The sequence below is a fragment of the Micromonospora sp. SD12 genome (genome assembly GCF_052068495.1).
GTDB lineage: Bacteria > Actinomycetota > Actinomycetes > Mycobacteriales > Micromonosporaceae > Micromonospora > Micromonospora echinofusca.
Genome location: NZ_JBQHDF010000003.1, coordinates 184,321 through 210,899 on the forward strand (window position 1 = coordinate 184,321; position 26,579 = coordinate 210,899).

Genomic DNA, 26,579 nt, shown 5'->3' on the forward strand with positions numbered 1-26,579 from the left:
TATTTCTCCTCGAGATCAGGTGCGACGGTCCAGGGCGATCACCACGATCGCCGGCAGTACGAGCAGCAACAACACGACCAGCGCGATCCGCAGCGCCAGGTCGTCGACGAACGTCCAGATCAGCATCATCGCCGCCAGGGTCAGCAGCACGATGGCGGCGCGTTCGCCGCGGCTGTGCCGGGGCAGCCGGCCCGTCCGCCCCCGGCGCAGCGACGGCGTCATCCGGCGCAGCAGCGCCCGACGTCGCGACCGCCGGGCCGCCCGCCGCTCGCGGACGACCCGCTGCCGGGCGGCCTCGGCCTCCCGGGCCGCCCGGCGCCGGGCCCGCTCCTTGCTCACGTCGTGCCCCGCCGCCGGCGCGCCCGACCGAGCGACCGTGGGCGGGCGGAAGGGCGGCCGGCGGCGGGCCGGAGCCGGCCCGCCGCACCGGGGCGGCGCTCAGTCACCGGTGGGGAGCGTGGCGAGCCAGTTGCGCAGCAGCGCGGCACCGGTGTCGGCGGACTTCTCCGGGTGGAACTGCGCGGCGCAGAGCGGGCCCCGCTCCACGGCCGCCACGAAGTCCGTCTCGTGGTGGGCGGTGGTGACCGTGGCGCCGGCCTCCGCCAGCGCGCCCGGGTCCCCCACCCCGTACGAGTGCACGAAGTAGAACCGGCTGTCGGCGGGCAGGCCGGCGAAGAGCACCGAACCCGCCGGTGCCGCGACCGTGTTCCAGCCCATGTGCGGCAGCCGGGCGGCCGCCAGCCTGGTCACCCCGCCGGGCAGCAGCCCGAGGCCCTTCGTGACCACCCCGTGCTCGTCGCCGTGCTCGAAGAGCACCTGCATGCCCACGCAGATGCCCAGCACCGGCCGGCCGGCGGCGACGCGCTCGGCGATCACCGGGCCGGCGCCGAGGGCCTCGATCCCGGCGATGCAGGCGGCGAACGCGCCCACGCCCGGCACCACCAGCCCGTCCGCCTCGGCGGCGGCGGACAGGTCGTCGGTCACCGTCACGTCCGCGCCGGCCCGGGCCAGGGCCCGCTCCGCCGAGCGCAGGTTGCCCGACCCGTAGTCGAGCACCACCACGCGGCTCACGCCGTCACCACCCTCCGGTCGGCGGCGCCGCGACGCCGTCGGACACTCCGCCCGCTCACGCGCCCTCCCCCGGCAGCATCCAGAGCACGCCGGCGGCCGTCGCCAGCACGGCCAGCAGCGCGGTGACCACCACCGCGCCGCGCGGCGCGCCCTGCCTGTGCAGCGACCACACCCCGCCGACCAGCACGCCGGCCAGGATCAGCAGCAACGACGGCAGCACCCCGCCCATCAGAGCCGCCTTCCGCTCGCGACTGCGGGACTCCGCTGCGCTGCGTTCCTCGCGCTCACAGGGCCCCCTTCGTGCTGGGGATGGCGCCCGCCGCGCGCGGGTCGATCGCCGTGGCCTCGCGCAGCGCGCGGGAGACCGCCTTGAACTGCGCCTCCACCACGTGGTGGGCGTCCGGGTGGCCGCCGGGGCGGGCCGCCCGCAGCACGTCGACGTGCAGGGTGATCCGGGCCGCCTGGCCGAAGGACTCCCAGACGTGCCGGGTCATGCTGGTCGGGTAGACCGGCCCGATGTACGGCGCCAGCGCCGGCTCGTCGTGCACCACGTACGGGCGGCCGGAGAGGTCGACCGCGGCCCGGACGAGGACCTCGTCCATCGGGACCGTGGCCGAGCCGTACCGCCGGATGCCGGCCTTGTCCCCCAGCGCCTGGTCGAACGCGGCGCCCAGGGCCAGCGCGGTGTCCTCCATCGTGTGGTGGGCGTCGATCTCCAGGTCGCCCACGGTGCGCACGGTCAGGTCGAAGCCCCCGTGCCGGGCGATCTGGTGCAGCATGTGGTCGTAGAAGCCGACGCCGGTGCCGATCTCGGCGCGGCCGGTGCCGTCGAGGTCGATCTCGACGAGGACCTTCGTCTCCTTGGTGATCCGCTCCACGCGGGCGGTCCGGCTCATTGCTTGCCTTTCGGTCGCGACTGCGGGTCTCGCAAGCTCGCTCCTCGCGCTCCCACTAGATCTTCTCCATGGCGGCGAGGAAGGCGTCGGTCTCGGTCGTCGTGCCGGCGGTGACGCGCAGCCAGCCCGGCAGGCCGACGTCGCGTACCAGCACGCCGTACTCCAGCAGGGTGCGCCAGGCGACGGCCTGGTCGCCCCCGACCTCGAACAGTACGAAGTTGGCGTCGCTGTCGGCCACCCGCAGCCCCCGCTCGCGCAGCCGCGCCACGATCCGGTCGCGCTGCGCGCAGATCGCGGCCACCGTGCCGAGCAGGGCGTCGCGGTGCGCCAGCGCCGCCCGGGCCGCAGCCTGGGTGAGCGCCGAGAGGTGGTACGGCAGCCGGACCAGCTGCACCGCCGCCACCACGGCCGGATCGGCGGCCAGGTAGCCCAGCCGGCCGCCGGCGAACCCGAACGCCTTGCTCATCGTCCGGGTCACCACCAGCCGCGGGTGTCCCGGCAGCACGGCGAGGGCGCTGACCGTGCCGGGCCGGGCGAACTCGGCGTACGCCTCGTCGACGACCACCATGCCCGGTGCGGCCTCCAGGACCGCGGCGACCACGGCCGGGTCGAGGGCGGTGCCGGTCGGGTTGTTCGGCGAGCAGAGGAAGACCACGTCCGGGGCGTGCTCGCGGACCTGGGCGACCGCCTCGTCGGCGGTCAGCCCGAAGTCGACGCCCCGCCGGGCCGGCACCCACCGGGTGCCGGTGCCCAGCGCCAGCAGCGGGTGCATCGAGTACGCGGGGACGAAGCCGAGCGCGCTGCGCCCCGGCCCGCCGAACGCCTGGAGCAGCTGCTGCTGGATCTCGTTGGAGCCGTTGGCGGCCCACACCTGGTCGACGGTCAGCCCGTGGCCCAGGTAGCCGGCCAGGTCGGCGCGCAGCGCCACGGCGTCGCGGTCGGGGTAGCGGTTGAGGTCGCGCAGCTCCGCCGCGAGGGCCTTGCCGATCGCGTCCACCACCGGCTCGGGCACCGGGTGGGAGTTCTCGTTGGTGTTCAGCCGCACCGGCACGTCGAGCTGCGGCGCCCCGTACGGCGACAGCCCGCGCAGGTCGTCGCGGATCGGCAGGTCGTCGAGGGTCGTCACGCGGCCACCCCGCTCCGCCCGGCGCCGGCCTGCGGCCGACGGAGTGTGGGCCCGCTCACGACGCGGCCCCCGGGAAACGCACGCTGACCGCCTGCCCGTGCGCCGGCAGGTCCTCGACGCCGGCGAGGGTGACCACGTGCGGGGCCACCTCGCGCAGCGCCTCCTGCGTGTACTCGACCAGGTGGACGCCGCGCAGGAAGGACTGCACCGACAGGCCGGAGGAGTGCCGGGCGCAGCCGCCGGTGGGCAGCACGTGGTTGGAGCCGGCGCAGTAGTCGCCGAGCGACACCGGCGACCAGGCGCCGACGAAGATCGCCCCGGCGTTGCGCACCCGCAGCGCCCACTCGCGGGCGTCGCGGGTCTGGATCTCCAGGTGCTCGGCCGCGTACGCGTCGACCACCCGCAGCCCGGCGTCGAGGTCGTCGACCAGGACGACGCCGCTCTGCTCGCCGGTGAGCGCGGTGGTGACCCGCTCGGCGTGCTTGGTGGCCGGCACCTGCCGGGCCAGCTCCCGCTCGACGGCCTCGACCAGCTCGACCGAACAGGTCACCAGCACGCTGGCCGCGAGCGGGTCGTGCTCGGCCTGGCTGATCAGGTCGGCCGCGACGTGCGCCGGGTCGGCGGTGTCGTCGGCCAGGATGGCGATCTCGGTGGGGCCGGCCTCGGCGTCGATGCCGACGACGCCGCGCAGCAGCCGCTTGGCGGCGGTGACCCAGATGTTGCCCGGGCCGGTGATCATGTCGACCGGGTCGCAGTGGGCGCTGCCCTCGGCGTCGACCGCCGCGCCGTACGCGAGCATCGCCACGGCCTGGGCGCCGCCGACGGCGTAGACCTCGTCGACGCCGAGCAGGGCGCAGGCGGCGAGCACCCGGGCGTCGGGCAGGCCGCCGTTGTCCAGCTGCGGCGGGCTCGCCACCACCAGCGAGCGCACCCCGGCCGCCTGGGCCGGCACCACGTTCATCACCACGGTCGACGGGTACATCGCCAGGCCGCCGGGGACGTAGAGGCCGACCCGGTCGACCGGCACCCAGCGCTCGGTCACCGTGCCGCCCGGCACCACCTGCGTGGTGTGGTCGGTGCGGCGCTGGTCGGCGTGCACCTTGCGGGCCCGGGTGATGGACTCCAGCAGCGCGGCACGCACCCCCGCGTCGAGGGTGCCCTCCGCCTCGGCGATCGCCTCGGCGGGCACCCGCAGCACCTCGGGCGAGACCCCGTCGAAGCGCTCACTGGCCTCCCGGATCGCCGGGTAACCATGCTCCCGGACCGCCTCCACGAGGGGACGGATCCGCTCGACGGCCACGGAGACGTCGAGTTGGGCACGGGGCAGCAGACGGCGCGGGTCGCGTACGCCGCCGCGCAGGTCGATCCGGTTCAACACCCTTGCGAGTCTAGGCGGCCCGTCCGGACGGCGACCGGCGCCGCCCGTACGCCGGGACGGTGAGCCGGGACACGCCGTCGCGCCGGGATCGGGCTACGCTCGACGACGTGACTGCGCGGCTGCCGGTGTTCCCGCTCGGAACGGTCCTCTTTCCCGGTCTGGTGCTGCCGCTGCACATATTCGAGGAGCGCTACCGCGCCCTGGTCCGGCACCTGCTCTCGCTGCCCGAGGACGCCCCGCGCGAGTTCGGCGTGGTGGCCATCCGCGCCGGCTGGGAGGTCGCCCCGACCGGGCCGGACGGCCAGCCGCTGCCCGGCGGCGACGTCACCCTGCACGAGGTGGGCTGCACCGCCGAGCTGCGGCAGGTCACGGAGCGTCCCGACGGCGGCTTCGACATCGTCACGGTGGGCAAGCGCCGGTTCCGCGTCGCCGACGTCGACCGGGACGCCGAGCCCTACCTCACCGCCGACGTCGAGTGGCTGCCCGAGCCGGGCGGTCCCGACGAGGTCGCCGACCTGCTCGCCGCCCGGGTGATCTCGGTCTTCCGGCAGTACCTGGGCCTGATCCGCGCCGACGACGAGGGGCTCTCCGAGCAGTTGCCGGAGGACCCGACGGTGCTGTCGCACCTGGTGGCCGCGACGGCCGTACTGACCGTGGCGGACCGGCAGCGGCTGCTCGCCATCGACGACACCGCCGCCCGGCTGCGCGCGGAGCTGCGTCTGCTCAACCGTGAGGCGGCGCTGCTGCGCCAGGTGCGGGCGGTTCCGGTGCCGCTGGCGGAGCTGGCGTCCCCGCCGACCCCCAACTGACGTCGGGCTCGCGCTCCGGGCGCAGTGACGGCCAGCGCGACCAGCCGGCCAGCAGGGTGTACGCCACGGCGGCGCCGAACGCGGGCAGCAGCAGGTTGCCGTGCGGCACCGGCAGCACGCCGAGCACCCAGTCGATCCCGCCGGCCCGCAGGTCGGCCGGTTTGTCGAAGGCCCGCCCCACCGGCGCGCTCTCCAGCAGCCGCTCGTAGCCGGCCAGCCCCACCCGCCGGCCGACCTGCCAGGCGGCCAGTCCCGCGCCGAACGCGCCGAACACGGCGGCGAGCAGGCCGACCGGCCCACGTAGCCGGCGCAGCAGGAACCACAGCGCGAGCGCGACGAGCACCCCGAAGCCCAGCCCCAGCAGGCTGAACCAGCCGTCGGCGGCGACCGGCTGCTCCGGCTGCGGCTCGGCGTAGATCGCCCCGTCGGCGACCTTGAGCACCGGCGTGTCCGGCGCGAGCGCCGCCCAGAGCAGCCCGAGCGGCACCCCCAGCACGCTGGCGGCGAGCGCCGCCAGCAGGGCGAGGCGCACCGCCCGCCCGCGCGGCAGGTCCGGCTCCACCGGCACGGGCGAATAACCGGCGGTGTACCCGAGGTCGGTGTTGGCGGGCGCGTACCCCACGGGCCCGTCGTGCGGCGGTGCGTGCCACGGGTCGCCGGTCGGGGCGTACGGCGGCGCACCGGTCGCGGGGTCGCGCGGCGGGGCGGGCTCCCGGGCGGCGTACGGGCTGGCAGGACCGACGCGGGCCGGCGGGTCGGGTTCCGCCCAGGCGGCCGGCGCCCCCGGCTCGTCGGGCCGGCGGTCGGTCCGGTCGGGTTCGGGGGTGTCCGCGCTCACCCGGTGATCCTCTCAGGCCGTTGGGCGGCGTGGGCGGCCGGTGGCGGCACACCCGCTCACCGGGCGAACGGCTCCAGCATCACAGCGGCGGCCTTCAGCCACGCCTGCCGGGTCTCCTGCTGGAGCTGGTGGTACTCGATCGAGGAGCCGGTCTCCAGCGCCGGGTCGTACGGCACCACGGCCACGGCCCGGGTGCGGGTGGCGAAGTGCCGCTCCAGGTCGTCCTGCAACGGCGAGCGGCCCGGGGTGGGGCAGGAGATCAGGGTGACCGCGTTGTCGGCCAGCTCCCCCATCCCCACCTCGTGCAGCAGGTCCAGCATCCAGTCGGCACTGAACGCGGCGTCCTCACGCGGCACCGTGGTCACCACGAGCTGGTCCGCCGCCTGCATGATGGTGCGCCAGTTGGCGCTCTCCACGTTGTTGCCCGTGTCCACGCAGACCACGTCGTGGGTGCGCCGCAGCAGTTCCAGCACCCGCCGGACGGTGAACTGGTCGAGGCGCTGGGCGAAGCGCGGGCTCTCCTCGCCGGCCAGCACGTCGTACGAGCCGTCGGAGGCGTGCCGCAGGTAGTCGTCCAGGTGCTCCAGCAGCTCGGGGCCCTCCTTGATCTCGACGTGCGCGAGATCGCTGACCAGGTGCCGGATGGTCCGGGCGTGCCGGGCGCTGCCGGCGCGCAGCCCGAGCGTGCCGCGCAGCTCGTTGTCGTCCCAGGCCAGCACGCCGCGCCCGCGTACGCTGCCGACGGTCGCCGCCGCCAGCACGGTGGCGGTGGTCTTGTGCACGCCGCCCTTCGGGTTGGCGAACGCGAGCACCCGGGGGGTGCCCAGGTCACGGCGGAGCACCCCGGCGGCGCGCTCCAGTTCGTTCTCCGTGCCGCGTGGGCGCCACTCGACGCGCGCCGGGTAGCCCAGGTCGGCGGCCACCGGCGCGGCGGGGGGCGGGGGCGGCGTGGCCGGTGGGGGCGGCGGTGGCGGCGCCTGGGAGCGGTAGCCGTTGTCGAGCACCGCGTAGCGGGACCGGACCGGGGGCGGCTCGTGCCGGTAGCCGTTGTCCAGCAGGGCGTAGCGCGACTCGGCCGGCCCCGGGCCGTGGCGCGGCTCGGACTCGACGCGAGGCGGCGGGGCCTGGGCCGGGACCCGGTACGCCGGCTCTGCCGGGTAGTCGGGCTCGGCGCGGTAGGACGGCTCGACCGGATCCGCACGGTAGACGGGCTCGACCGGTTCCGACCGGTAGGACGGCTCGACCGGCTCGGACCGGTAGACGGGCTCGACCGGCTCGGACCGGTAGACGGCTTCGACCGGCTCGGAGCGGTAGACGGGCTCGACCGGCTCGGACCGGTAGGACGGCTCGATCGGATCGAGGCGGTAGGCGGGCTCCGGCGGATACTCCGGCTCCACCCGGTAGGCGGGCTCGGCGGGGTCCACCCGGTAGGCGGGTTCCACCCGGTAGGTGGCCTCGGCCCGGTAGCCCGCGTCGACCGGACGGCCGTACTCCGCGCCGTAGGGCGGCGGGCCGGGCTCCGGCGCGTACGGCGGCTCGGGCGCCCGCCCGATGGCCGGCACCCGCGCCGCGTAGCCGTTGCCCGACGAGCGGCGGGGCAGCGGCTCCGGCGGCAGAGGCGGCGGATCGGCGTGTCGGTCGGCCTCCGCCTGCTCGGCCGCGCGACCACCGTGCCGGGCCCGGTCGAGCAGCGCCCGCCACCGCGGTGCTGGTTCGGCCGGCCGCCCCCAGCCGGTCTCGCTGCCCTCCACGGCCCGCCCTCCCAGCGCCATCGATACCCGTCTGACAGGCTACGAACGAAACCCTATTCGGACCACACCCGTCTACGCACCTTCGGTTCCTCCTGCCGTCACGGCGCCGGCCCCGGCACACCGCCGGGGCCGGCGTCTGCCGAGGTCGTCAGCTCCACCGGCGGCGTCGCGCCGGGCGCCCGCCCGGTCGATCCCGGTGACGCAGCCGTCACGTCGGGTGCGGGTTCCGACGTTTCGCCCACCGACGCTCAGTCGCGGAGGATCCCGAGCGCGCGGTCCAGGTCGTCAGGGTAGTCGCTTTCGAAGTGCACCTCGTCCCCGGTGCGGGGGTGCAGGAAGCTCAACGACCGGGCGTGCAGCCACTGCCTGCTCAGTCCGAGCCGGGCGGACAGGGTCGGGTCCGCGCCATAGGTGAGGTCACCCACGCACGGGTGCCGCAGCGTGGAGAAGTGCACCCGGATCTGGTGCGTACGCCCGGTCTCCAGCCGCACGTCGACCAGGCTCGCCGCCGGGAACGCCTCGACCGTGTCGTAGTGGGTGATGCTCGGCTTGCCGCCGGAGACCACCGCCCAGCGGTAGTCGTGGGTGGGGTGCCGGTCGATCGGGGCGTCGATGGTGCCGCGCAGCGGGTCGAGGTGCCCCTGCACGACCGCGTGGTAGCGCTTCTCCACCTCGCGGTACTTGAACGCGCGCTTCAGGGCGGTGTACGCCTGCTCGCTCTTCGCCACCACCATGATCCCCGTGGTGCCCACGTCGAGCCGGTGCACCACGCCCTGCCGCTCGGCGGCGCCGCTGGTCGAGATGCGGTGCCCCACGGCAGCCAGCGCGCCGATCACCGTCGGGCCGGTCCAGCCGGGGCTCGGATGGGCCGCCACGCCGACGGGCTTGTCCACCGCCACGATGTCGTCGTCGGCGTACACGACCCGCAGCCCGGGCACCGCCTGCGGCACCACGGTGGGCGGGGCGACCGGCGCGGGCAGGGTCACCTCCAGCCAGGAGCCGGCCTTGACCCGGTGGGAGTTGGGCCGGACGACCCCGTCGACCAGGGCGTCGCCGGCGTCGATCAGGGCGGCGGCGGCGGTGCGGGACAGCCCGAACAGCCGCGAGACGGCCTGGTCGAGCCGCTGGCCGTCGAGGCCGTCGGGAACGGGCAGGGAACGGTGGTCGCCGCCGGCGGCGAAGGCGGCGGTCATGCCCGCTCCCGCTGCCCGGCGTCGGCCTGGGCCGCCGCCTCGTCGGTGGGCTCGCCGTGGCCGATCCGGCTGCCGTCGCGCTGCCGGCCCGTCAGCTCCAGCAGGAGGGCGAGCAGCACACCGCAGACCAGGGCGCTGTCGGCCAGGTTGAACACGGGGAACACCCGGCCGTACGGGGCGAAGACGCTGACCATGTCGACCACGTGCCCCACGAACCAGCCCGGGGCGCGGAAGACCCGGTCGACGAAGTTGCCCAGCGCCCCGCCCAGCACGAGGCCCAGCGAGATCGCCCAGGGCAGCGAGCGCAGGCGCAGCGCCATCCAGACGATCCAACCGACCACCCCGAGGGTGATCAGCGGGAAGACCCAGGTGTGATCCGCGCCGATGCTCCACGCCGCGCCGCTGTTGCGGGTGAGGCTGAGGTAGACCGCACCGCCGAGCAGCCTGACCGGCTCCCGGTCCTCCAGGGCGTCCAAGGCGAGGTGCTTGGTGAGGGCGTCGGCGGCGAGCACGGTCAGCGCGAGGCCGAACAGGATCGCGACGGGCCGGCGGTGGGGCGTGCCGGCCCTCGGCTCGGCGCTGCCGGCACCCGGCTCAGCGCCGCCGGACCCGGCGGACGGTGCTTCGGACATCTGCTCCCCATCGACGCTCGCGGCGACGCGTCCGCGCCGCCTCCCATGGCCGCCGGGGAGCGGGCCTCAGCGCCGCTCCTCCAGCTGCTTGCACGTCACGCAGAGGGTGGCCGACGGGAAGGCGGCGAGCCGCTCCACCGGGATGGGGTTGCCGCACCGCTCGCACCAGCCGTAGCCACCCTCGTCGAGCCGCTCCAGCGCCCGCTCGACCTGCGTGATCCGTTCCAGGATGCTGTTGGCGAGTGAGATCTCCTGCTCACGCTCGAACGTCTTGGTCCCGGTGTCGGCCTGGTCGTCCCCGGCCGAGTCGGTCAGCCGGTCGCGCTGCAGCTCGGTGATCTCGCTCAGCGTCTGATCGTACTCGGCGCGCAACTCGTCACGCCGCGCCGCCAGGGCCGCCCGGATCTTCTCGGTCTCCGCAGCGGTGCGGGTGGCCTTCGCCACCGGCTTCCGGCCGGCGGTCCTGGTGTCGGCTGGCTTCGCCATCGTCGCTCCCTCGACCGCGGAGCCGCGGCGGTCCGCGGCACCTGGACAGGGGCCGCCGGCATCGGCGCCCCCAGGTACAAAAGGGGCGCGCGGCGACGGGGCCGCGCACTCCGGAGATTCGCAAGAATACGGAACGTACAGGCGCACGACAACGTGCCGCTCCGACGCACCGGCGTTCGGCCCCTAGTCATCCCTAACCGGGGCAAAAGGAACGCTAGCAGATCAGGCGTCGGGGCCCCGGCCGTACTCGCCAAACCAGCGGGCCAGCCGCCCCCGCCGGCTGACCGCCCGCAGCCGCCGCTCCGCCTCGTCGCGCACCCCCGCGGTGGCCACGATCAACATGCTGTCGCCGGTCTTCAGCCGGAAGTCCGGGCCGGGCACGACGCCCGCCCCGTCGCGCAGCACCAGCGTCACCGAGGCGCCCAGCGGCAGCCGCAACTCGTCGACGTGCACCCCGGCCAGCCGGGACCCGGGCGGCACCTCCAGTTGGAGCAGATCCGCGCCCATCCGCTCCAGCGGCGCCGTCTCCACCCGGATCTCGGTCGCCTCGGCCGGCGCGGTCACCCGCAGCCGGCGGGCCACCGGACCCAGCGTCCCGGTCTGCAACAGCGTGAAGATCACCACCAGGACGAAGACCGCGTCGAAGAGCCGGTCGGCGCCGGGCACCCGCTCCGACAGCGGGATCGTGGCGAGCACGATCGGCACCGCCCCGCGCAGCCCGGCCCAGGACAGGAACGCCTGCTCACGCAGGCCGAACCGGAACGGCAGCGCGGACGCCGCCACCGACAGCGGCCGGGCCAGCAGCACCAGCGCCAGCCCGACGACCACGGCCGGCAGCACCGCCGAGCCCAGCCGGCCCGGCGAGACGAGCAGTCCGAGCAGCACGAACAGGCCGATCTGGGCCAGCCAGGCCAGCCCGTCGGCGAAGCCGAGGATCGCCTGCCGGTGCGGCAGCCGGGCGTTGCCGAGGATCACGCCCGCCACGTAGACGGCGAGGAAACCGGAGGCGTGCAGCACCGCCCCGGCGGCGTAGGCGAACACGGTCAGCCCGACGGCCGCGATCGGGTAGAGCCCCGCCGACGGCAGGGCCGCCCGCCGCAGGGCCCACCGCCCGCCGACGCCGGCCGCGGCACCGACCGCCGCGCCGACGCCCAGCTCGTAGCTGACCAGGGAGACCTCGTACCACCACGGGTGGGCGACCCCCTCGCGCGACAGCAGCACCACCAGCAGCACGACCGGGGCGTCGTTCATCCCCGACTCCGCCTCCAGGGTGGCCACCAGGCGGGGCGGCAGCCGCAGCCGGCGCAGCGTGGCGAAGACCGCCGCCGCGTCGGTGGAGGAGAGCACGGCGCCGTAGAGCAGCGCCAGCCGCCAGTCCAGCCCCAGCAGCAGGTGCACGACCAGGCCGACGACCAGGATGCTGACCACCACGCCGACCGTGGAGAGCAGGGCGGCCAGCCCCAGCACCGGGCGCAGGGTGCTCCACCGCGCGGTCAGCCCGCCCTCGGCGATGATCACGATGAGCGCGCAGAAGCCCAGGGTGCGGGTCAGCTCGACGTCGTCGAAGCGGATGCCCAGCCCTGTTTCCCCGACAGCCACCCCGAGGGCGAGGTAGGCCAGGAGGCTCGGCACCCCGAGGCGGGTCGAGAGTCGGACCGCGCCGACCGCGACCAGCAGGACGGCCGCGCCGAGCAGGAGCGCGAGATCCAGCCCCGGCGTCACCGCCGTCCGGCCCCGGCGTCGGTCACCCGGCGGCCCCGTCGCGCAGCCGGCGCAGCGCCTCCGTCAACTCCGGGGCGGGGCCCTCGACCAGGAAGAGCTTGTCGCGGCTGGCCGCGCCGGCGCGCAGCGACACCACCGCCGGCCGTACGCCCAGCGCGCCGGCCAGCGCGCGGCGGGCCGCCTCGGTGGCCCGCCCGTCGACGGCCGGGGCGTTCACGGCGATCACGAGGGCGGGCCCGTGGGGACCGTCGAAGCGGCCGCCGACGCGGGCCCGGGCAGAGCCGGGCTTCACCCGGACCGCGACGGTCAGCGTGTCATCCATCGACAACCGTCGCCCCGCTCAGATCCGACCGGCGTCGGCGAGCAGGGTGGTGTCGGGCGCGCAGCGGGCGCAGGGGGTGAAGCCGAGTTCGACGGCCTCGGCGACGGGGAGCGGCTCGTGCTCCCGACCCGCCAGGTAGGCGCAGTCGGGCAGGTGGTAGCGGGGCCGCCCGTCGACCACCCGCACCTCGGCGTCGAGGCGGGCCACCCGGGCGGCCTCGACCGGTGCGACGTCCTGCGCGGGCGGCTCGTCGTCGTACGGCACGGCCGGGCCGGCCCCGGGCGGGGCGGCCGGGACGTCGCCGTCGGCCACCGGCGGCTCGGGCGGTTGCCGCCACCCGGTGCCGTCGGGGCCGACCGTCGGAGGAACGTGCTGGACGGGGATCTCCGGCTCCGCCGACCGCCCGCCGGCGGAGGCCGGCTCGGCCGGGCGGGTCGCCCGACGGGGCCGCCATCCCGGCCCGCCAGGATCCGCCGCCGCCCGGTCCACGGCCGCCTGGCGGGCGCCCGCGACCAGCGCGACGGCGGCCAGCAGGCTGGCCGCGATGGAGATGGTCAGGAGAACGCTGGAGCCACCGGCCAGGCCGAGCACCAGCAGCACCACCGCGACGAGGATGAGCAGGAGACTGGCGACTATCACGGCTCACCCCCGCCGCGTCGTGCTGATGAGGCGAGGTCGGCGACCGTCAGGACGACGGTCGCCGACCGATGGTTCAGCGACCGGCTTCGAGAGCGCCGGAGCGACCGCCGCCGTAGGAGCCGGCGAGACCGGCGGCAGCCAGCCCGTTGCCGCTGCCGGCGGCCCGGGTGCCCTCACCACCACGGGTCATCTCGACCTCCAGGCCCTGGCCGCGACCGTCGAGGTCACGCAGCTGGCTCTCCAGGTAGGCCTTGAGCCGGGTGCGGTACTCGCGCTCGAACTGCTTGAGCTCCTCGATGTGCTTCTGCAGGGCGGTGCGCTTGGCGTCCAGGCCGCCCATGGCCTCCTGGTGCCGCTGGCGGGCGTCGCGCTCCAGGGCGTCGGCCTTGGCGCGGGCCTCGCGGGTGACCTCCTCGGCCTTGGAACGGGCCTCGGAGAGCAGCTGGTCGGCCTCGCGACGGGCGTCGGAGACGTGGTCGTCGGCCGTCCGCTGGGCCATCATCAGCACCCGCAGCGCCTGCTGCTCGCCGTCGGCGCCGCCGACGGCCGGACCGCCGGCGGAGCGGACCTGCTCCAGCTCGGCCTGCATCGCGCGGGCGGCCTGCTCGGCCGCCGCCTTGTCGCGCTGCACCCGGTCGAGCTGGGCCTTGACGTCGTTGAGCTCCGCCGCGAGACGGGCGTCGCCGCCGGGGCCGGCGGGGGCCCCACCACGGCCGCCGCGCTCCACCTGGGCGCGCAGCTCGTTGTTCTCCTCGATGAGACGGGCAAGCTCACGCTCGACCTCGTCGAGGAAAGCGTCGACCTCCTCCTCGTCGTAGCCCCGCTTGCCGATCGGCGGCTTTTTGAAGGCGACGTTGTGGACGTCGGCCGGGGTCAGCGGCATCGAAACTCCTCGGGTCAGTTGCGGCCGCGAAAGCGCGTCGCTCATCAGACGGTGCCGATGATCGACCGCCTCAACACGAACTCCATCAGCACGAACAGGATAACCAGGAGCACAAGTGAGGCCAGGTCGATGCTCACGGTACCAATTCGCAACGGAGGGATCACACGCCTCAACGCGTTGAGAGGGGGATCAGTGACGCTCCACACGATTTCCAGCCCCACCGATGCCCCACGCCCCGGCTGCCAGCGGCGGCCGTACTGGAGCACGGCGCTCAGGACGAACCGGGCCAGCAGGACGAGCAGGAAGAAGTAGAGCACCAGATACAGCACTTGCAGCACGATCGACAACACGGCAGGCGACGTCCCTCGGGTCGGGCGGGGCTAGCTCAGGCTGAAGAAGCCGCCCTCGGCGATCTTGGCCTTGTCCTCCGCGGTGACCTGGACATTGGCCGGTGAGAGCAGGAACACCCGATTGGTCACGCGCTCGATCGTACCCCGCAGCCCGAACGCGAGGCCGGCGGCGAAGTCGACAAGTCGACGCGCGTCCGCCTCGTCCATCTCGGTGAGGTTGATGATCACCGGGACGCCGTCGCGGAAGTGCTCACCGATGGTGCGCGCCTCCCGGTACGTCGTGGGGTGCAGCGTGGTGATCTGGTAGCGCTGCTCCTCCTCCGCCATCACCGCACGCTCCCGGGGCTGCGCCTGCGGCGCCAGCGCCAGGTTGTCGCGGGTGTGGTAGGTCAACGCGCCCGAGGTGTCGCCCGCCGACGGCCGGGTGATGGAGCGGACGCTGGAGCGCTCGGCCCGCTCCGGCCGGTCGGGGTCGCCCCGCTCGGCGTCGGCCGCCCGCGCGGCGGCGCGCTCCGAGAGCCGGCCACGGTCGGCGAGCCGGGACCGGGGCGCCGGCGGCTCCTCGGAGTCGTCCTCGTCGTCGTCGGCGAACTCCTCCGAGTACCGGCTCTGCCGGTAACGCGAGTCGCGGTAGCCGCCCTTGTCGTAGCCACCGTCGTCGTAGGCCCGCTCGTCGTCCTCTTCGACCAGACCGAGCCAGACCCCCGCCTTGCGCAGTGCACCCATCCCGCGCCCTTCCCGTCCGCCGTGCGGCACGCGCCCCCGTACCCGTGTCGCTTGTCGCGAGTGGACCACTTGCCCACTGGAGCGGATCGGCAATCCCCTGGCACGCGATTCGCGTCGCGTGCCACGACCCCCGACAACGGGACGCCGATCCCTCAAACAACACAGATGTAATTTGCTTCCCGCGGTCAGGCTACCGCAGCGTGGGACGCATTCCGAGCAACGCGCTGCCGACGCGGACATGTGTCGCGCCATACCGGATCGCGATTTCCAGGTCGCCGCTCATCCCGGCGGAGAGCGCGGTGGCTCCCGGGTGGAGCGTCCGGAACGCGGCGGCCACCTCGGCCAGTCGGGCGAACGCCCGCTCCGGCTCCCAGCCCAGCGGCGCCACGGCCATCAGGCCGGCCAGCCTCAGGGCCTCCGCGCCGGCGACCACCTCGGCCACCGCGTCGAGCCCGGCGCCCGGGTCGGCCGAGCCCGGCAGCGCCCCACCCCGGGCCGCGTCCCCGTCGATGCTGACCTGGACCAGCACCTCCAGCGGCCGGTCGCGCGCCGACGCCGACGCCGCGTCCAGCGCCCGGGCCAGCCGGACACTGTCGACCGAGTGCACGACGTCGGCGTAGCGGACCACCGAGCGGGCCTTGTTGCGCTGCAACTGCCCGATGAAGTGCCACCGGGGCGTCACCCCGGCAGCCGCCACCTCGGCCGCCTTGGCGGACGCCTCCTGGTCGCGGTTCTCCCCCACGTCGGTCACGCCGAGCCCGGCCAGGGCCACCACGTCCCCGGCCGGGTAGGTCTTGGTCACCGCGATCATGGTGACCTCGGATCCGTCCCGTCCCGCGTCGGCGCAGGCACCCGCGATCCGGGACCGTACGCGGGCCAGGCCGGCCGCGATCTCGGCGCGCCGGTCCGGGCGCACCGTGGCTGGACTGTCGGTCATCGGCGGTACTCAGGAACCGTTCTTGAGGAAGTCGGGCACGTCGACGTCGTCGAAGAGCACCCGGCGGGGCGACTGCTGCGGGGCCGGCATGGTGGCCGGCGGCGCGACCGGGGTGCTCGGCTGCGCCGGCTGGTTCTGGTTGCTCTTGCGGGGCGGCTCGGCCGCCTTGTACGCCGGCGCGCCCCCGTCGAAGCCCGCCGCGATGACGGTGACCCGCACCTCGTCGCCGAGGGCGTCGTCGATGACGGCACCGAAGATGATGTTGGCGTCCGGGTGGGCCGCGTCGGTGACGAGCTGGGCCGCGTCGTTGATCTCGAACAGGCCCAGGTCCGACCCGCCGGCGATGGAGAGCAGCACGCCGCGCGCGCCGTCCATGCTCTGCTCGAGCAGCGGGCTGGAGATGGCCGCCTCGGCCGCCTCGACGGCGCGGTTCTCGCCGCGCGCGCTGCCGATGCCCATGAGCGCGCTGCCCGCGCCGCTCATCACACTCTTGACGTCGGCGAAGTCCAGGTTGATCAGACCGGGCGTGGTGATCAGGTCGGTGATGCCCTGGACACCGGAGAGCAGCACCTGGTCGGCGGTGCGGAACGCGTCCATCATGCTGATGTTGCGGTCGCCGAGCGCCAGCAGCCGGTCGTTGGGGATGACGATGAGCGTGTCGCACTGGTTGCGCAGTTCGTCTATTCCGGATTCCGCCTGCACCTGACGGCGCTTGCCCTCGAACGAGAACGGCCGGGTCACCACGCCGATGGTCAGCGCGCCGAGCTTGCGGGCGATGTTCGCCACCACGGGCGCGCCGCCGGTGCCGGTGCCGCCGCCCTCGCCGCAGGTCACGAAGACCATGTCGGCGCCCTTGAGGACCTCCTCGATCTCGTCGCGGTGGTCCTCTGCGGCGTTCTTGCCGACGTCGGGGTTGGCGCCGGCGCCGAGCCCACGGGTCAGCTCGCGGCCGACGTCGAGCTTCACGTCGGCGTCGCTCATGAGCAGCGCCTGCGCGTCGGTGTTGATCGCGATGAACTCGACGCCCTTGAGCCCAACCTCGATCATCCGGTTGACGGCGTTGACGCCGCCGCCACCGATGCCGACGACCTTGATGACCGCCAGGTAGTTGTGCGGAGGTGTCATCTCCGGTCCTTTCCCTTCGAGATTGGCATGGGCCGACCGGGTAAGGCCTGGCCAGACCAGCGGCCGACGAGAGCTGTCCCCAGCGAGGATCAGGGCCAAACCCTCACCCTCTACTAGAGGCTTACTGTTATGTCAACCACTGATCCCCTTCGGGGCAACGTAAGCGCCCTCACGCGATGAGCCAAGGACCCGCTCGGCGTGTCGCCGCCGGAGCGGGACGGGTCACGTCGCCAGTTGGGCAGCCGGTCACCGCAGGGTCACCACGTCGGGCGCGCTGACGTCGATGGTGTCGGCCTTCCGGTCGAGCAGCGCGCTGGCCACCCGGGCCTTGTCCGCGCCCCGGGTCGCGTCCCCCCAGACCACCACCCGGTCGCCGCGCAGCCGCAGCGTGATCCGGGCCAGCCCCTCGACGGTCACGTCCACCAGCTCGGCGCGCAGCTGCGGGGTGAGCGCGCCGAGCACCTCCAGCGCCGCCCGGGTCGGCCCGTCGCCCGGACCCGGCTCGGCGAGCCGGACCAGCGGCAAACCGTCCGGCGCCCGGGGCACCGTCCGGAAGACCACGCCCGCGCGGTCGATCACCACGAACTGCTCGCCGCGCGGCACCGCCGCCACGCCCGTGCGCTCGGTCACCCGCACCACCAGCGTGTCCGGCCAGTCGCGCGTCACCACGGCCCGCTGCACCGCCGGCAGCCCGCCGACCCGCCGCGCGGTGGCGGCCAGGTCCACCCGGGCCAGCGGGGCGCCGTCGGGCACCGCGGCCGCGTCGCGGACCTGGACGCTGGTGACCAGCTCGGCGCCCTCGACGCGGACCTCACGCACCCCGAACAGGCCGGTGCCGAGCACGGTCCAGGCGACCAGCCCGGCCACCGCGAGCACGCCCGCGGCGACCGCCCACGGCAGCGCCGCGCGCATCCGACGCTGCCGGGCCCGGGCCATGAAGCGGCGGGTCGACGCGGGCACCGCGTCGCTGCCGGCCCGGACCAGCTGCCACCGCCGCTGCGGCCCGCGCCGGCCGCCGCCGTCCGCGCCCGTGGTGCGCCCCCGCGCCGGGCCGGGGCTCATCCGGCTGCGGGCGCCGCGCCGTCCGGGACCGCGCCGCCGGCGCCGGGGACGGTGCCACCGATGCTCGTCGTCCCGCCCGCGTCGCCGCCGGGCGTCGTCCCCGCCGGACCGGCGGTACGCGCCGCCAGCGCGGCAAGCAGCTGATCCCCCATCAGCGAGATCGGCGGGGCACCCATGGTCACCACCACGTCGCCGGGGCGGGCCCGCCGGGCCACCTCCACCGGCGCGGCCTCCCACGAGTCCACGAAGACCTTCCGCTCCGCCGGCAGCGCCACGGCCTCGATCAGCGCCGCCGACCCCTCCCCCGGCTCGCGCAGCTCGCCCGGACCGAAGACCTCCAGCAGCACCAGTTCGTCGGCGATCGCCAACGACTCGGCGATCTCCGCCTGCAGGTCGCGGGTGCGGTAGAGCCGGTAGGGCTGGAAGACCACGATCACCCGGCCGTCCCCGGCCACCTCGCGCAGCGTCTGCAACGCCAGCGTCATCGAGGTCGGGTGGTAGGCGTACTCGTCGTAGACCAGCACGTCGTCCGCGACGCCCTTGCGCTCGAAGCGCCGCCGCACGCCGGGGAACGCCGCGAGCGCGCCCTCGGCCGCCTCCAGCGGCAGCCCCAGCAGGTACGCGGTCAGCACGGCCGAGGCACTGTTGAGCCCCATGTGCCGCCCGGGCACCGGCAGCCGGAACTCGCCGAGCGAGCGCCCGTCGATGCCCGCCAGGTAGCGAACCCCCCGGGCCGACGAGGCGATGTCGGTCAGCCGCAGGTCGGCGTCGGGCGCCTCGCCGTAGGTGTGCACCCGGCGGCCCTCCGCGCGCAGCGTCTCGGCCAGCCGCCGGCCGCCCGGGTCGTCGGCGCAGGTGATGATGAAGCCGTCCGGGTCGGTGAGCCGGGCGAAGTCGGCGAAGGCCGCCTCCAGCGTGGCGAGGTCGCCGTAGGTGTTCAGGTGGTCGGCCTCGACGTTGGTGATGATCGACACGTACGGGCGGTAGATCAGGAAGGAGCGGTCGCTCTCGTCCGCCTCGACCACGAAGTACTCGCCGGTGCCGTGGTGGGCGCCCGAGCCGACCTCGGAGATCTCCCCGCCGATGACGAAGGACGGGTCCTGCCCCGCCTGCTGGAGCACCATCGTGACCATCGACGTGGTGGTGGTCTTGCCGTGGGTGCCCGCGACCGCCACCGTCCGGCGGCCGGTCATCGCGGCGGCCAGCGCCTCGGAGCGGTGCAGCACGCGCAGGCCGCGCCGGCGTGCCTCCACCATCTCCAGGTGGTCCTGCGGGATCGCCGAGGAGTAGACGACCGTGTCGACGCCGTCGAGGTTGGACGCCTCGTGGCTCATGTGGATCGTGCCGCCGAGGGCGCGCATGCCGGCCAGCGAGGGCCACTCCCGCAGCTCGCTGCCGGAGACCCGGATGCCCCGGGTGAGGAAGAGCCGGGCCAGCCCGCTCATGCCGACCCCGCCGACCCCGATGAGGTGGATCGTGCCCAGGTCCTCGGCGGTGAGCGTGCCGGCCGGGGTGAACTGTGCGGTGTTCATGACGCGTACCTTCCCGTCGCGGTGCGCCCGGTCACGGGGCCACCGTCGTTCGCGACTGCGGGGCTCGCAAGCTCACTCCTCGCGCTCACTGCGCCTGCCTTTCGTTCGCGACTGCGGGGCTCGCAAGCTCACTCCTCGCGCTCACTTGGCCACCGCCTCGTAGACGAAGTTGAGCAGCGCCTCGTCGCCGTCGCGGCGGCCGTACGCGGCGGCGGCGGCGCCCATCGCGTGCAGCCGGTGCGGGTCGCGGATCAGCGGGATGACGGTCCGCTCGACCCAGTCCGGCGTCAGCTCGGCGTCGTCGACGAGCAGCCCGCCGCCGGCCTCCACCACGGGCAGCGCGTTGCGCTTCTGCTCCTGGTTGCTGTGCGGGTACGGCACGTAGATGGTGGGCAGCCCGATGGCGGCCACCTCGGCGCAGGTCATCGCCCCGCCCCGGCCGAGCATCAGGTCCGCCGCGGCGTAGCCGGCCTCCATCTCGGACAGGTACGGCAGCGTCACGTACGGGACCGGCAGGTCGGTCGGGACCGGCACCGGCTCGTTGCGGGCGCCGATCACGTGCAGCACCTGCACCCCGTTGCGGGCGAGTTCCTTGGCCGCGCCGGCGACGGCGAGGTTGATCGAGCGGGCGCCCTGCGAGCCGCCGGCGACGAAGAGCACCGGCAGGTCGGGGCGGAGGCCGAAGTGGGCCCTGGCGGCGTTGCGCATGGCGAACCGGTCCAGCCCGGCGATGCCCCGGCGCAGCGGTACGCCGACCACCCGGGCGTCGCGCAGGGCCTCGGCCTGGGCCGGCTGGTGCGGGAAGCCGACCGCCACGTGGTTGGTGAACCGCATGCCCAGCCGGTTGGCCACCCCCGGCGGCACGTTGACCTCGTGGATGACGATCGGCAGCTCACGCCGCCAGGCGGCGAGGTAGGCCGGCACGGAGACGTACCCGCCGAAGCCGACCACCACGTCGGCGCGCACCTCGTCGACGACCTTGCCCGCGGCGCGGGCCGCGGTCCACATCCGGCCGGGCGTCTTGACCAGGTTCATGTTCACCGAGCGGGGCAGCTGGTAGGCCGGGATCTGCCGCAGGTCGTAGCCCTGCGGCGGGATCAGCTCGTTCTCCAGGCCCTTGGGTGTGCCCAAACAGGTGATCCGGACGCCGGGGTCGTGTCGGCGCAGGCAGTCGGCGAAGGCGAGCAGCGGGTAGATGTGCCCCCCGGTGCCACCTCCCGCGAGCACCACCGAACGCAGCGGACCCATCAACGTCTCCTCTCGTCCGCCGACCCACGCCTGGTCCGGGCCAGCCGGACCCCGCGCGGTGCGGCCTGGTCGTCTCCCCGCCGCTCCCGCGCCCGGGGCACGGACCCTCGGGCGGCCGGGGACGCCGCCGGCCGGCGGCGCCGCCCGGGAAGCGGCGGCAACGGGGCCCAGAGTAGTCGGACCCATCGGGCCGGCGGACGGGCATGCAGCGCTCTGGCGGCGTCGGGTTCGGCGCGGGCGAAGGAGGCGAGCATCCCGATCGCGGCGAGGGTCACCACCAGGGCGCTCCCGCCGTCGGAGATGAACGGCAGCGGCACGCCGGTCAGCGGCAGCAGGCCGACCACCCCGCCGATGTTGATCACCGCCTGGCCGACCAGCCAGGCGGTCGCCGCCGCGGCGGCGAGCCGGCGGAACGGGTCCTCGACCCGGCGGGCGATCCGCAGGCCGGTGTACGCCAGCACGGCGAAGAGCGCCACCACCACGACGCACCCGACGACGCCCAACTCCTCGGCGACCACGGCGAAGATGAAGTCGTTCTCCGCCGCCGGCAGCCACTGCCACTTGAGGCTGCTCTTGCCGAGGCCGACGCCGAACCACCCGCCGTTCTCGATGGCGTAGCGCGCCTGGGCGATCTGGTAGCAGTCCTCCAGCTTGCACTGGTCCGGCGGCGGCGGATTGATGAAGGCGGTCAGCCGGGCCAGCCGGTAGTTCTTCTCGCCCGTCTCGCCGGAGCCGGCGCCGAGCGAGGCCACCGCGACCAGCAGGCCGATACCGAGCAGACCCACCGCGGAGAGCGCGGCGAAGACCCGCAGCCGCACCCCGGCTGCCCAGAGCAGCCCCACCACCAGGGCGAGCAGGCAGAGCATCGTGCCCAGGTCGTTGTAGCCGACGAGGACGAAGAGCAGGCCGACCACCGGGAAGAGGGGGGTGGCCAGCTCGCGCCACCAGCCCAGCGCGGCGCCCTTGCGGGCGATCACGTGGGCGCCCCAGAGCACCAGGGCGAACTTCGCGAACTCGGAGGGCTGCACCTGGATGCCACCGACGAAGAGCCACAGCAGCCGGGCCTCGACCGGGCCGATCCGGGCGGAGTCCTGGTTCGTCAGCCGGGCGTACGCGAGCAGCAGGTTGAGCACCAGCAGCAGGCCGACGGCGGTGAACAACAGCGGCCGGCCCAGGGACCGGTAGGTCGTCGCCGGCAGCCGCTGGCACGCCCAGAACGCGACGATGCCGATCACCGCGAAGATCGCCTGCTTGACCAGGGACGTCGAGGCGTTGCCGTTCTCCGCGTAGTCCCGGACGCTGGTCGCCGAGAAGACCATGGTGAGGCCGATCAGCAGCAGCAGGCCGGCGCTGGACAGCAGCAGGTAGTAGGAGGCCAACGGGCGGTCCAGCAGACCACGTAGCGCGGCCAGCCCGCCGGCGGCGTCCAGCCCGTGCGGCACCTGGGGACCGGGGTCGTCCGGCCCGCGCGTCGCGGCGGGCGCGTCGCGCGTACGCCTGCCTCCCGCCGACCGCCCGGGCGTCCCCTCTGCCGTGACCTCGATGCCTCGTCCCTCCCCCACCGCACCATCATGGCGGTTCCCCGGGGTCGTCACCGGCGCAACGGCCCGGTCGGCGTGTCGGGCTTGCGCCGGGCCGCGTGGGGCCTCCCGGGGCCGGACGCGCCGCGGGGCCCGGGGCGACACGCGCCCGGGCCCCGCGGCGGGACCTGCCGGCCCGCTCAGGTCATGTTGGCGAGGAACTCGCTGTAGAACAGGCCCAGCGCGATGGCCACGCCGATGCCGGCGATGATCCAGAACCGGACCACGATGTTGACCTCGCTCCACCCGGCGAGCTCGAAGTGGTGCTGCAACGGCGACATCCGGAACACGCGCTTGCCGGTGGTACGGAACGAGATGATCTGGATCACCACGGACATCGTGATGATCACGAAGAGGCCACCGATGATCGGCAGCAGCAGGATCGTCCGCGTGGACATCGCCATGCCGGCGATCAGGCCGCCCAGGCCCAGCGCGCCCGTGTCGCCCATGAAGATCCGCGCCGGCGAGGTGTTCCACCACAGGAAGCCCACGCAGGCCCCGGCCGCCGCGCCGGCGATCAGCGCGATCTCCAGCGGGTCCCGGACGGCGTAGCAGTAGTCCTGGGTGTAGTTCGGGTCGGCGCACCAGTGCCGGTACTGCCAGAAGGCGATCAGCGCGTACGCCGCGAGGACCATCACCGAGGCGCCGGTCGCCAGGCCGTCCAGGCCGTCGGTGAGGTTGACGCCGTTGGTCGCGGCCATCACCACGAAGATGAAGATGACCACCGCGCCGATCTTGGTGACGTCCAGCGCCGGGATGTCCCGGATGAAGCTGAGCGTCGTGCTGCCCACGGTCTCGGTGTTGGTCTCGGCCCCCGCGGCGTCGGTCATGGTGCTCGGGAAGTAGAGCGCCACGACGCCGAAGACCGCGCCGACCAGGATCTGCCCGAGCAGCTTGCCGCGCTTGTTGAGACCGCCGCTGTGCCGCTTGCGCACCTTGAGGAAGTCGTCGATGAAGCCGACCGCGCCGGAGAAGACCATCAGCCCCAGCAGCACCAGCGCGGTGATGGTCGGCTCGACCTGGGCGATCTGCGCGTCCGGCAGGGTCGTCAGGGCCAGGTGTCCGGCCACGTACGCGATGACCGTGGCCAGGATGAAGACCACGCCGCCCATCGTCGGCGTGCCCTTCTTGCCCTCGTTGCTGGCGAGCCCGAGGTTTGATCGGATCGGCTGGCCGGCCTTCAGCCGGGCGAACACCTTGATCGCGATCGGGGTGCAGAACAGCGAGACCAGGAAGGCCACCCCGATGGCGACGATGACCGCCCTCATGCGGCGCCGCCCCCCGTCGCCGTCGGGCCGGATCCGTCCCCGGCGGCGTCCGCGCGCAGCGCGTCGGCCACCTCCCAGGTGCGGTACCGGGAGCCCTTCACCAGGACGACGTCGCCCGGTCGTAACTCGCTGCGCAGCACCTCGACGGCCGCCGCCTGATCGGTGAGCAGCACCGACTCTCCTCCCCAGTCCCCTACCGATGTCGCGCCTTCGTGGATCGGCGCGGCCGGCTCGCCCACCACGAGCAGCCGGTCGACGCCCAGTTCGGCCGCGAGCCGGCCGACCTCGGCGTGCCCGTCGCGTTCGAACGGGCCCAGCTCGGCCATGTAGCCGAGCACCGCGACGGTGCGCCGCTCCCGCCCGATGCCGGTCAGCGCGCGCAGCGCGACCGCCATCGAGGCGGGGTTGGCGTTGTACGAGTCGTCGATCACGGTCACCCCGTCGACGCGTTCGAAGACGTCCATCCGGCGGGTGGAGACCAGCCCCAGCGCGCCCAGCGCGGTGGCCAGCTCGGCCAGCGGCATGCCCAGCTCGCGGGCCACCGCGGCGGCGGCGAGGGAGTTGGACACCTGGTGCCGGCCGGTCAGCCCGAGCCGTACGGGTGCGGTCCCCTCCGGGGTGACGAGGGTGTACGCGGGCCGCCCCCGCTCGTCCAGCGTCACGTCCTCGGCCCGCACGTCGGCGTGCGCCGCCTCGCCGTAGCGGACGACCCGGGCGACCGTACGCGCGGCCATGGCGTCGACCAGCGGATCGTCGGCGTTGAGCACGGCCAGCCCATCGGCGGGCAGCGCCTCGACCAGCTCGCCCTTGGCCAGCGCGATCGTCTCCACCGAGCCGAACTCGCCGATGTGCGCCACCCCGACATTGAGCACCACGGAGATCCGGGGCGGCACCACGTCGCAGAGGTAGCGCACGTGCCCCACCCCGCGGGCGCCCTTCTCCATCACCAGGTAGCGGGTCTCGGGCCCGGCCTGCAACGCCGTGTACGGGTGCCCCAGCTCGTTGTTGAACGAGCCGGGCGGGGCGACGGTCGGGCCGAGCCGCGCGGTGAGCTGGGCGATCAGGTCCTTGGTGGTGGTCTTGCCCGACGAGCCGGTCAACCCGACCACGGTGAGCCCGGGCAGCCGGTCGACCACCGCGCGGGCCAGCCGGCCCATGGCGGCCAGCGCGTCGTCGACCAGCACCATCGGCACGCCGGGCACCTCCCGGGTGCCGAGCACGGCCACCGCGCCGGCGGCCACCGCGCCGGCGGCGTAGTCGTGCCCGTCCACCTTCTCGCCCGGGAAGGCGACGAAGAGCGCGCCCGGGCACACCTTGCGTGAGTCGAACTCGACCGGACCGGTGACCCGGGCCTGCGGGTCGGCGCCGGCCAGCCGCCCGTCGACCGCCGAGGCGACCTCGGCCAGGCTGAGCGGGATCACCGCTGACCCGCCGCGTCGGCGAAGCGGACGCGCAGCGCGTCGGCCAGCTCGGTGCGGTCGTCGAACGGGTGCACCTCGCCACCGATCTCCTGCCCGCGCTCGTGGCCCTTGCCGAGCACCGCGACCACGTCGCCCGGCTCGGCAAGCCGGACCGCCGCGTCGATCGCCGTCCGGCGGTCGGCCACCTCCTCGACCCGGGCCGTCGTGCCGGCCTGTCGGGCGCCGGCGAGCACCTCGGCGCGGATCGCCGCCGGGTCCTCCGTACGCGGGTTGTCGTCGGTCACCAGCACCACGTCGGCTCCCTCCGCCGCGGCGGCGCCCATCACCGGCCGCTTGCCCCGGTCCCGGTCCCCGCCGGCACCGATCACGCAGATCAACCGGCCTGCGCCGTACTCCCGCAGCGCCGCCAGCGCGGCGACGATCGCGTCCGCCTTGTGCGCGTAGTCGACGACCCCCCGGACCGGGCCGGGGGCGTTCACCAGCTCCAGCCGGCCGGGCACCCCGCCGCATTCGGCCACCCCGGCGGCGGCGGTGCGCGGATCCACGCCGGCGGCGACGAGCGCGGCGATGGCCAGCAGGGCGTTGGCCACGTTGTGCCGGCCCGGCAGCGCCACGCCGGCCGCCACGACCAGCCCGTCGGGGCCGTGCGCGGTGAACCGCTGCGCGTACCCCTCGCCGCCGACCTCGTCGGCCCACCACGTGGCGCCCGGGTCTCCGGCCGCCGAGTAGGTGACCGTCGTTGGGCGGTACAGCGGCTTCAGCGCGGGGTCGTCGTGGTTGAGCACCTCGACCGCGCAGCGCCCGTCGAACAGCTGCGCCTTCGCCGCGAAGTAGTCCGCCGAGTCGGCGTGGAAGTCCAGGTGGTCGGAGCCGAAGTTGGTGTAGCCGCCGACCGTGAACCGGACCCCGCCGACGCGGCCCATCGCCAGCGCGTGGCTGGAGACCTCCATGACCACGGCCGTGACGCCGCGCTCGCGGGCGGCGGCCAGCATGGCGTGCAGGTCGGTGGCCTCGGGCGTGGTGCGCACGCTGTCGATCGCCAGGTCGCCGAGGCGGGTCTCGACCGTGCCGATCAGGCCGGTGGTGTGGCCGGCGGCGCGCAGGCCGGACTCGACCAGGTAGGCCGTCGAGGTCTTGCCGGCCGTGCCGGTCACCCCGATCACCGTCAGGTGCGCGGTCGGGTCGCCGTAGACCGTCGCCGCGAGGTCGCCCAGGACCGCGCGGGGGTCGGGGACCACCAGCGCCGGCAGGCCCGCCCCGGTCACCGCCGCGGCGCCCGCCGGGTCGGTCAGCGCCGCCACCGCGCCGGCGGCCGCCGCGGCGGCGGCGAACTCCGCGCCGTGCCGGCGGGCGCCCGGCAGGGCCGCGTACAGGTCGCCGGGGCGGACCTCCTGGCTGGCGTGGGTCACCCCGGTCACCACCACCTCGGCGGCGCCCTCCGGGGGCTCGACGGCGAGTCGGGCGGCGAGGTCGCCGAGCCGGACACCGATCACGGTACGGGGACGAGGATTGCCGGGCACGGCGTCAGACCCTACCCGGTCGTCCGGTTCCGGCCGCACAGCCGCCCCGGTGGTTCGTCGGCAC

27 protein-coding genes are annotated in these 26,579 nt (G+C 74.7%); 1 reads left to right on the forward strand and 26 read right to left on the reverse strand.

The window, feature by feature from the left end:
• Positions 1 to 15 precede the first annotated feature (15 nt).
• From ACTMS2_RS07795 to hisD, 6 genes are all read right to left on the reverse strand, one after another.
• Positions 16 to 339 (reverse strand): hypothetical protein, encoded by a 324-nt coding sequence (locus ACTMS2_RS07795; protein ID WP_101411841.1) that lies wholly within the window; start codon positions 337 to 339, stop codon positions 16 to 18.
• Between the two features lie 99 nt (positions 340 to 438).
• Positions 439 to 1,071, reverse strand: coding sequence for an imidazole glycerol phosphate synthase subunit HisH (hisH, locus tag ACTMS2_RS07800; RefSeq protein WP_441174817.1), 633 nt, complete (start codon positions 1,069 to 1,071; stop codon positions 439 to 441).
• Positions 1,072 to 1,126: 55 nt separating this feature from the next.
• Complete coding sequence (locus ACTMS2_RS07805) at positions 1,127 to 1,300, reverse strand: hypothetical protein (protein WP_357721125.1); 174 nt, start codon at positions 1,298 to 1,300, stop codon at positions 1,127 to 1,129.
• A gap of 55 nt (positions 1,301 to 1,355) precedes the next feature.
• Positions 1,356 to 1,967: an imidazoleglycerol-phosphate dehydratase HisB gene (gene hisB / locus ACTMS2_RS07810; RefSeq protein ID WP_441174818.1), complete on the reverse strand. Its 612-nt coding sequence runs from the start codon at positions 1,965 to 1,967 to the stop codon at positions 1,356 to 1,358.
• Between the two features lie 55 nt (positions 1,968 to 2,022).
• A complete protein-coding gene (locus tag ACTMS2_RS07815; protein WP_441174819.1) occupies positions 2,023 to 3,093 on the reverse strand; it encodes a histidinol-phosphate transaminase in 1,071 nt (356 codons plus the stop codon).
• 55 nt (positions 3,094 to 3,148) lie between these two features.
• Positions 3,149 to 4,471 (reverse strand): histidinol dehydrogenase, encoded by a 1,323-nt coding sequence (hisD, locus tag ACTMS2_RS07820; RefSeq protein WP_441174820.1) that lies wholly within the window; start codon positions 4,469 to 4,471, stop codon positions 3,149 to 3,151.
• 107 nt (positions 4,472 to 4,578) lie between these two features.
• Between hisD and ACTMS2_RS07825 the strand changes: the two genes are divergently transcribed.
• Positions 4,579 to 5,280 (forward strand): LON peptidase substrate-binding domain-containing protein, encoded by a 702-nt coding sequence (locus ACTMS2_RS07825; protein ID WP_088999253.1) that lies wholly within the window; start codon positions 4,579 to 4,581, stop codon positions 5,278 to 5,280.
• Here ACTMS2_RS07825 and ACTMS2_RS07830 read toward each other — a convergent pair.
• From ACTMS2_RS07830 to ACTMS2_RS07925, 20 genes are all read right to left on the reverse strand, one after another.
• On the reverse strand, positions 5,195 to 6,118 hold the full coding sequence (locus ACTMS2_RS07830) for a DUF2567 domain-containing protein (protein WP_441174821.1): 924 nt from the start codon (positions 6,116 to 6,118) through the stop codon (positions 5,195 to 5,197). The genes ACTMS2_RS07825 and ACTMS2_RS07830 overlap by 86 nt on opposite strands.
• A 56-nt stretch (positions 6,119 to 6,174) precedes the next feature.
• The gene (locus ACTMS2_RS07835; protein WP_441174822.1) at positions 6,175 to 7,869 is read right to left on the reverse strand and encodes an AAA family ATPase; all 1,695 of its coding nucleotides are present in this window, start codon (positions 7,867 to 7,869) and stop codon (positions 6,175 to 6,177) included.
• Between the two features lie 248 nt (positions 7,870 to 8,117).
• The gene (locus tag ACTMS2_RS07840) at positions 8,118 to 9,062 is read right to left on the reverse strand and encodes an RluA family pseudouridine synthase (protein ID WP_363903713.1); all 945 of its coding nucleotides are present in this window, start codon (positions 9,060 to 9,062) and stop codon (positions 8,118 to 8,120) included.
• Positions 9,059 to 9,694 (reverse strand): signal peptidase II, encoded by a 636-nt coding sequence (gene lspA / locus ACTMS2_RS07845; RefSeq protein ID WP_441174823.1) that lies wholly within the window; start codon positions 9,692 to 9,694, stop codon positions 9,059 to 9,061. Before lspA ends, ACTMS2_RS07840 begins: the two co-directional genes overlap by 4 nt.
• Before the next feature lie 66 nt (positions 9,695 to 9,760).
• Entirely contained in the window at positions 9,761 to 10,180 is a 420-nt protein-coding gene (locus tag ACTMS2_RS07850) for a TraR/DksA family transcriptional regulator (RefSeq protein WP_088999249.1), read from the reverse strand.
• Between the two features lie 222 nt (positions 10,181 to 10,402).
• On the reverse strand, positions 10,403 to 11,902 hold the full coding sequence (locus ACTMS2_RS07855) for a potassium/proton antiporter (protein WP_441174824.1): 1,500 nt from the start codon (positions 11,900 to 11,902) through the stop codon (positions 10,403 to 10,405).
• A gap of 22 nt (positions 11,903 to 11,924) precedes the next feature.
• A complete protein-coding gene (locus ACTMS2_RS07860; protein WP_441174825.1) occupies positions 11,925 to 12,224 on the reverse strand; it encodes a DUF167 domain-containing protein in 300 nt (99 codons plus the stop codon).
• A gap of 18 nt (positions 12,225 to 12,242) precedes the next feature.
• Positions 12,243 to 12,863 (reverse strand): hypothetical protein, encoded by a 621-nt coding sequence (locus tag ACTMS2_RS07865; protein ID WP_441174826.1) that lies wholly within the window; start codon positions 12,861 to 12,863, stop codon positions 12,243 to 12,245.
• A gap of 73 nt (positions 12,864 to 12,936) precedes the next feature.
• On the reverse strand, positions 12,937 to 13,746 hold the full coding sequence (locus tag ACTMS2_RS07870) for a DivIVA domain-containing protein (protein ID WP_088999246.1): 810 nt from the start codon (positions 13,744 to 13,746) through the stop codon (positions 12,937 to 12,939).
• A gap of 44 nt (positions 13,747 to 13,790) precedes the next feature.
• Complete coding sequence (locus ACTMS2_RS07875; RefSeq protein WP_088999245.1) at positions 13,791 to 14,096, reverse strand: YggT family protein; 306 nt, start codon at positions 14,094 to 14,096, stop codon at positions 13,791 to 13,793.
• Between the two features lie 30 nt (positions 14,097 to 14,126).
• Complete coding sequence (locus ACTMS2_RS07880; RefSeq protein WP_088999244.1) at positions 14,127 to 14,822, reverse strand: cell division protein SepF; 696 nt, start codon at positions 14,820 to 14,822, stop codon at positions 14,127 to 14,129.
• Positions 14,823 to 15,012: 190 nt separating this feature from the next.
• On the reverse strand, positions 15,013 to 15,759 hold the full coding sequence (locus tag ACTMS2_RS07885) for a YggS family pyridoxal phosphate-dependent enzyme (RefSeq protein ID WP_441174827.1): 747 nt from the start codon (positions 15,757 to 15,759) through the stop codon (positions 15,013 to 15,015).
• 9 nt (positions 15,760 to 15,768) lie between these two features.
• On the reverse strand, positions 15,769 to 16,884 hold the full coding sequence (gene ftsZ / locus ACTMS2_RS07890) for a cell division protein FtsZ (protein ID WP_088999242.1): 1,116 nt from the start codon (positions 16,882 to 16,884) through the stop codon (positions 15,769 to 15,771).
• Positions 16,885 to 17,130: 246 nt separating this feature from the next.
• The gene (locus ACTMS2_RS07895) at positions 17,131 to 17,946 is read right to left on the reverse strand and encodes a cell division protein FtsQ/DivIB (RefSeq protein ID WP_441174828.1); all 816 of its coding nucleotides are present in this window, start codon (positions 17,944 to 17,946) and stop codon (positions 17,131 to 17,133) included.
• A complete protein-coding gene (murC, locus tag ACTMS2_RS07900) occupies positions 17,943 to 19,478 on the reverse strand; it encodes a UDP-N-acetylmuramate--L-alanine ligase (protein ID WP_441174829.1) in 1,536 nt (511 codons plus the stop codon). The genes ACTMS2_RS07895 and murC overlap by 4 nt, the downstream gene beginning before the upstream one ends.
• Before the next feature lie 141 nt (positions 19,479 to 19,619).
• Positions 19,620 to 20,726 (reverse strand): undecaprenyldiphospho-muramoylpentapeptide beta-N-acetylglucosaminyltransferase, encoded by a 1,107-nt coding sequence (gene murG, locus ACTMS2_RS07905; protein WP_441174830.1) that lies wholly within the window; start codon positions 20,724 to 20,726, stop codon positions 19,620 to 19,622.
• Positions 20,726 to 22,138, reverse strand: a complete 1,413-nt coding sequence (locus ACTMS2_RS07910) for an FtsW/RodA/SpoVE family cell cycle protein (RefSeq protein WP_089003331.1) — start codon at positions 22,136 to 22,138, stop codon at positions 20,726 to 20,728. The genes murG and ACTMS2_RS07910 overlap by 1 nt, the downstream gene beginning before the upstream one ends.
• A gap of 308 nt (positions 22,139 to 22,446) precedes the next feature.
• Positions 22,447 to 23,574, reverse strand: a complete 1,128-nt coding sequence (gene mraY / locus ACTMS2_RS07915; RefSeq protein WP_088999238.1) for a phospho-N-acetylmuramoyl-pentapeptide-transferase — start codon at positions 23,572 to 23,574, stop codon at positions 22,447 to 22,449.
• Positions 23,571 to 24,995: a UDP-N-acetylmuramoyl-tripeptide--D-alanyl-D-alanine ligase gene (locus ACTMS2_RS07920; RefSeq protein ID WP_441174831.1), complete on the reverse strand. Its 1,425-nt coding sequence runs from the start codon at positions 24,993 to 24,995 to the stop codon at positions 23,571 to 23,573. The genes mraY and ACTMS2_RS07920 overlap by 4 nt, the downstream gene beginning before the upstream one ends.
• Positions 24,992 to 26,554: a UDP-N-acetylmuramoyl-L-alanyl-D-glutamate--2,6-diaminopimelate ligase gene (locus tag ACTMS2_RS07925; protein WP_441174832.1), complete on the reverse strand. Its 1,563-nt coding sequence runs from the start codon at positions 26,552 to 26,554 to the stop codon at positions 24,992 to 24,994. The genes ACTMS2_RS07920 and ACTMS2_RS07925 overlap by 4 nt, the downstream gene beginning before the upstream one ends.
• Positions 26,555 to 26,579: the final 25 nt, after the last annotated feature.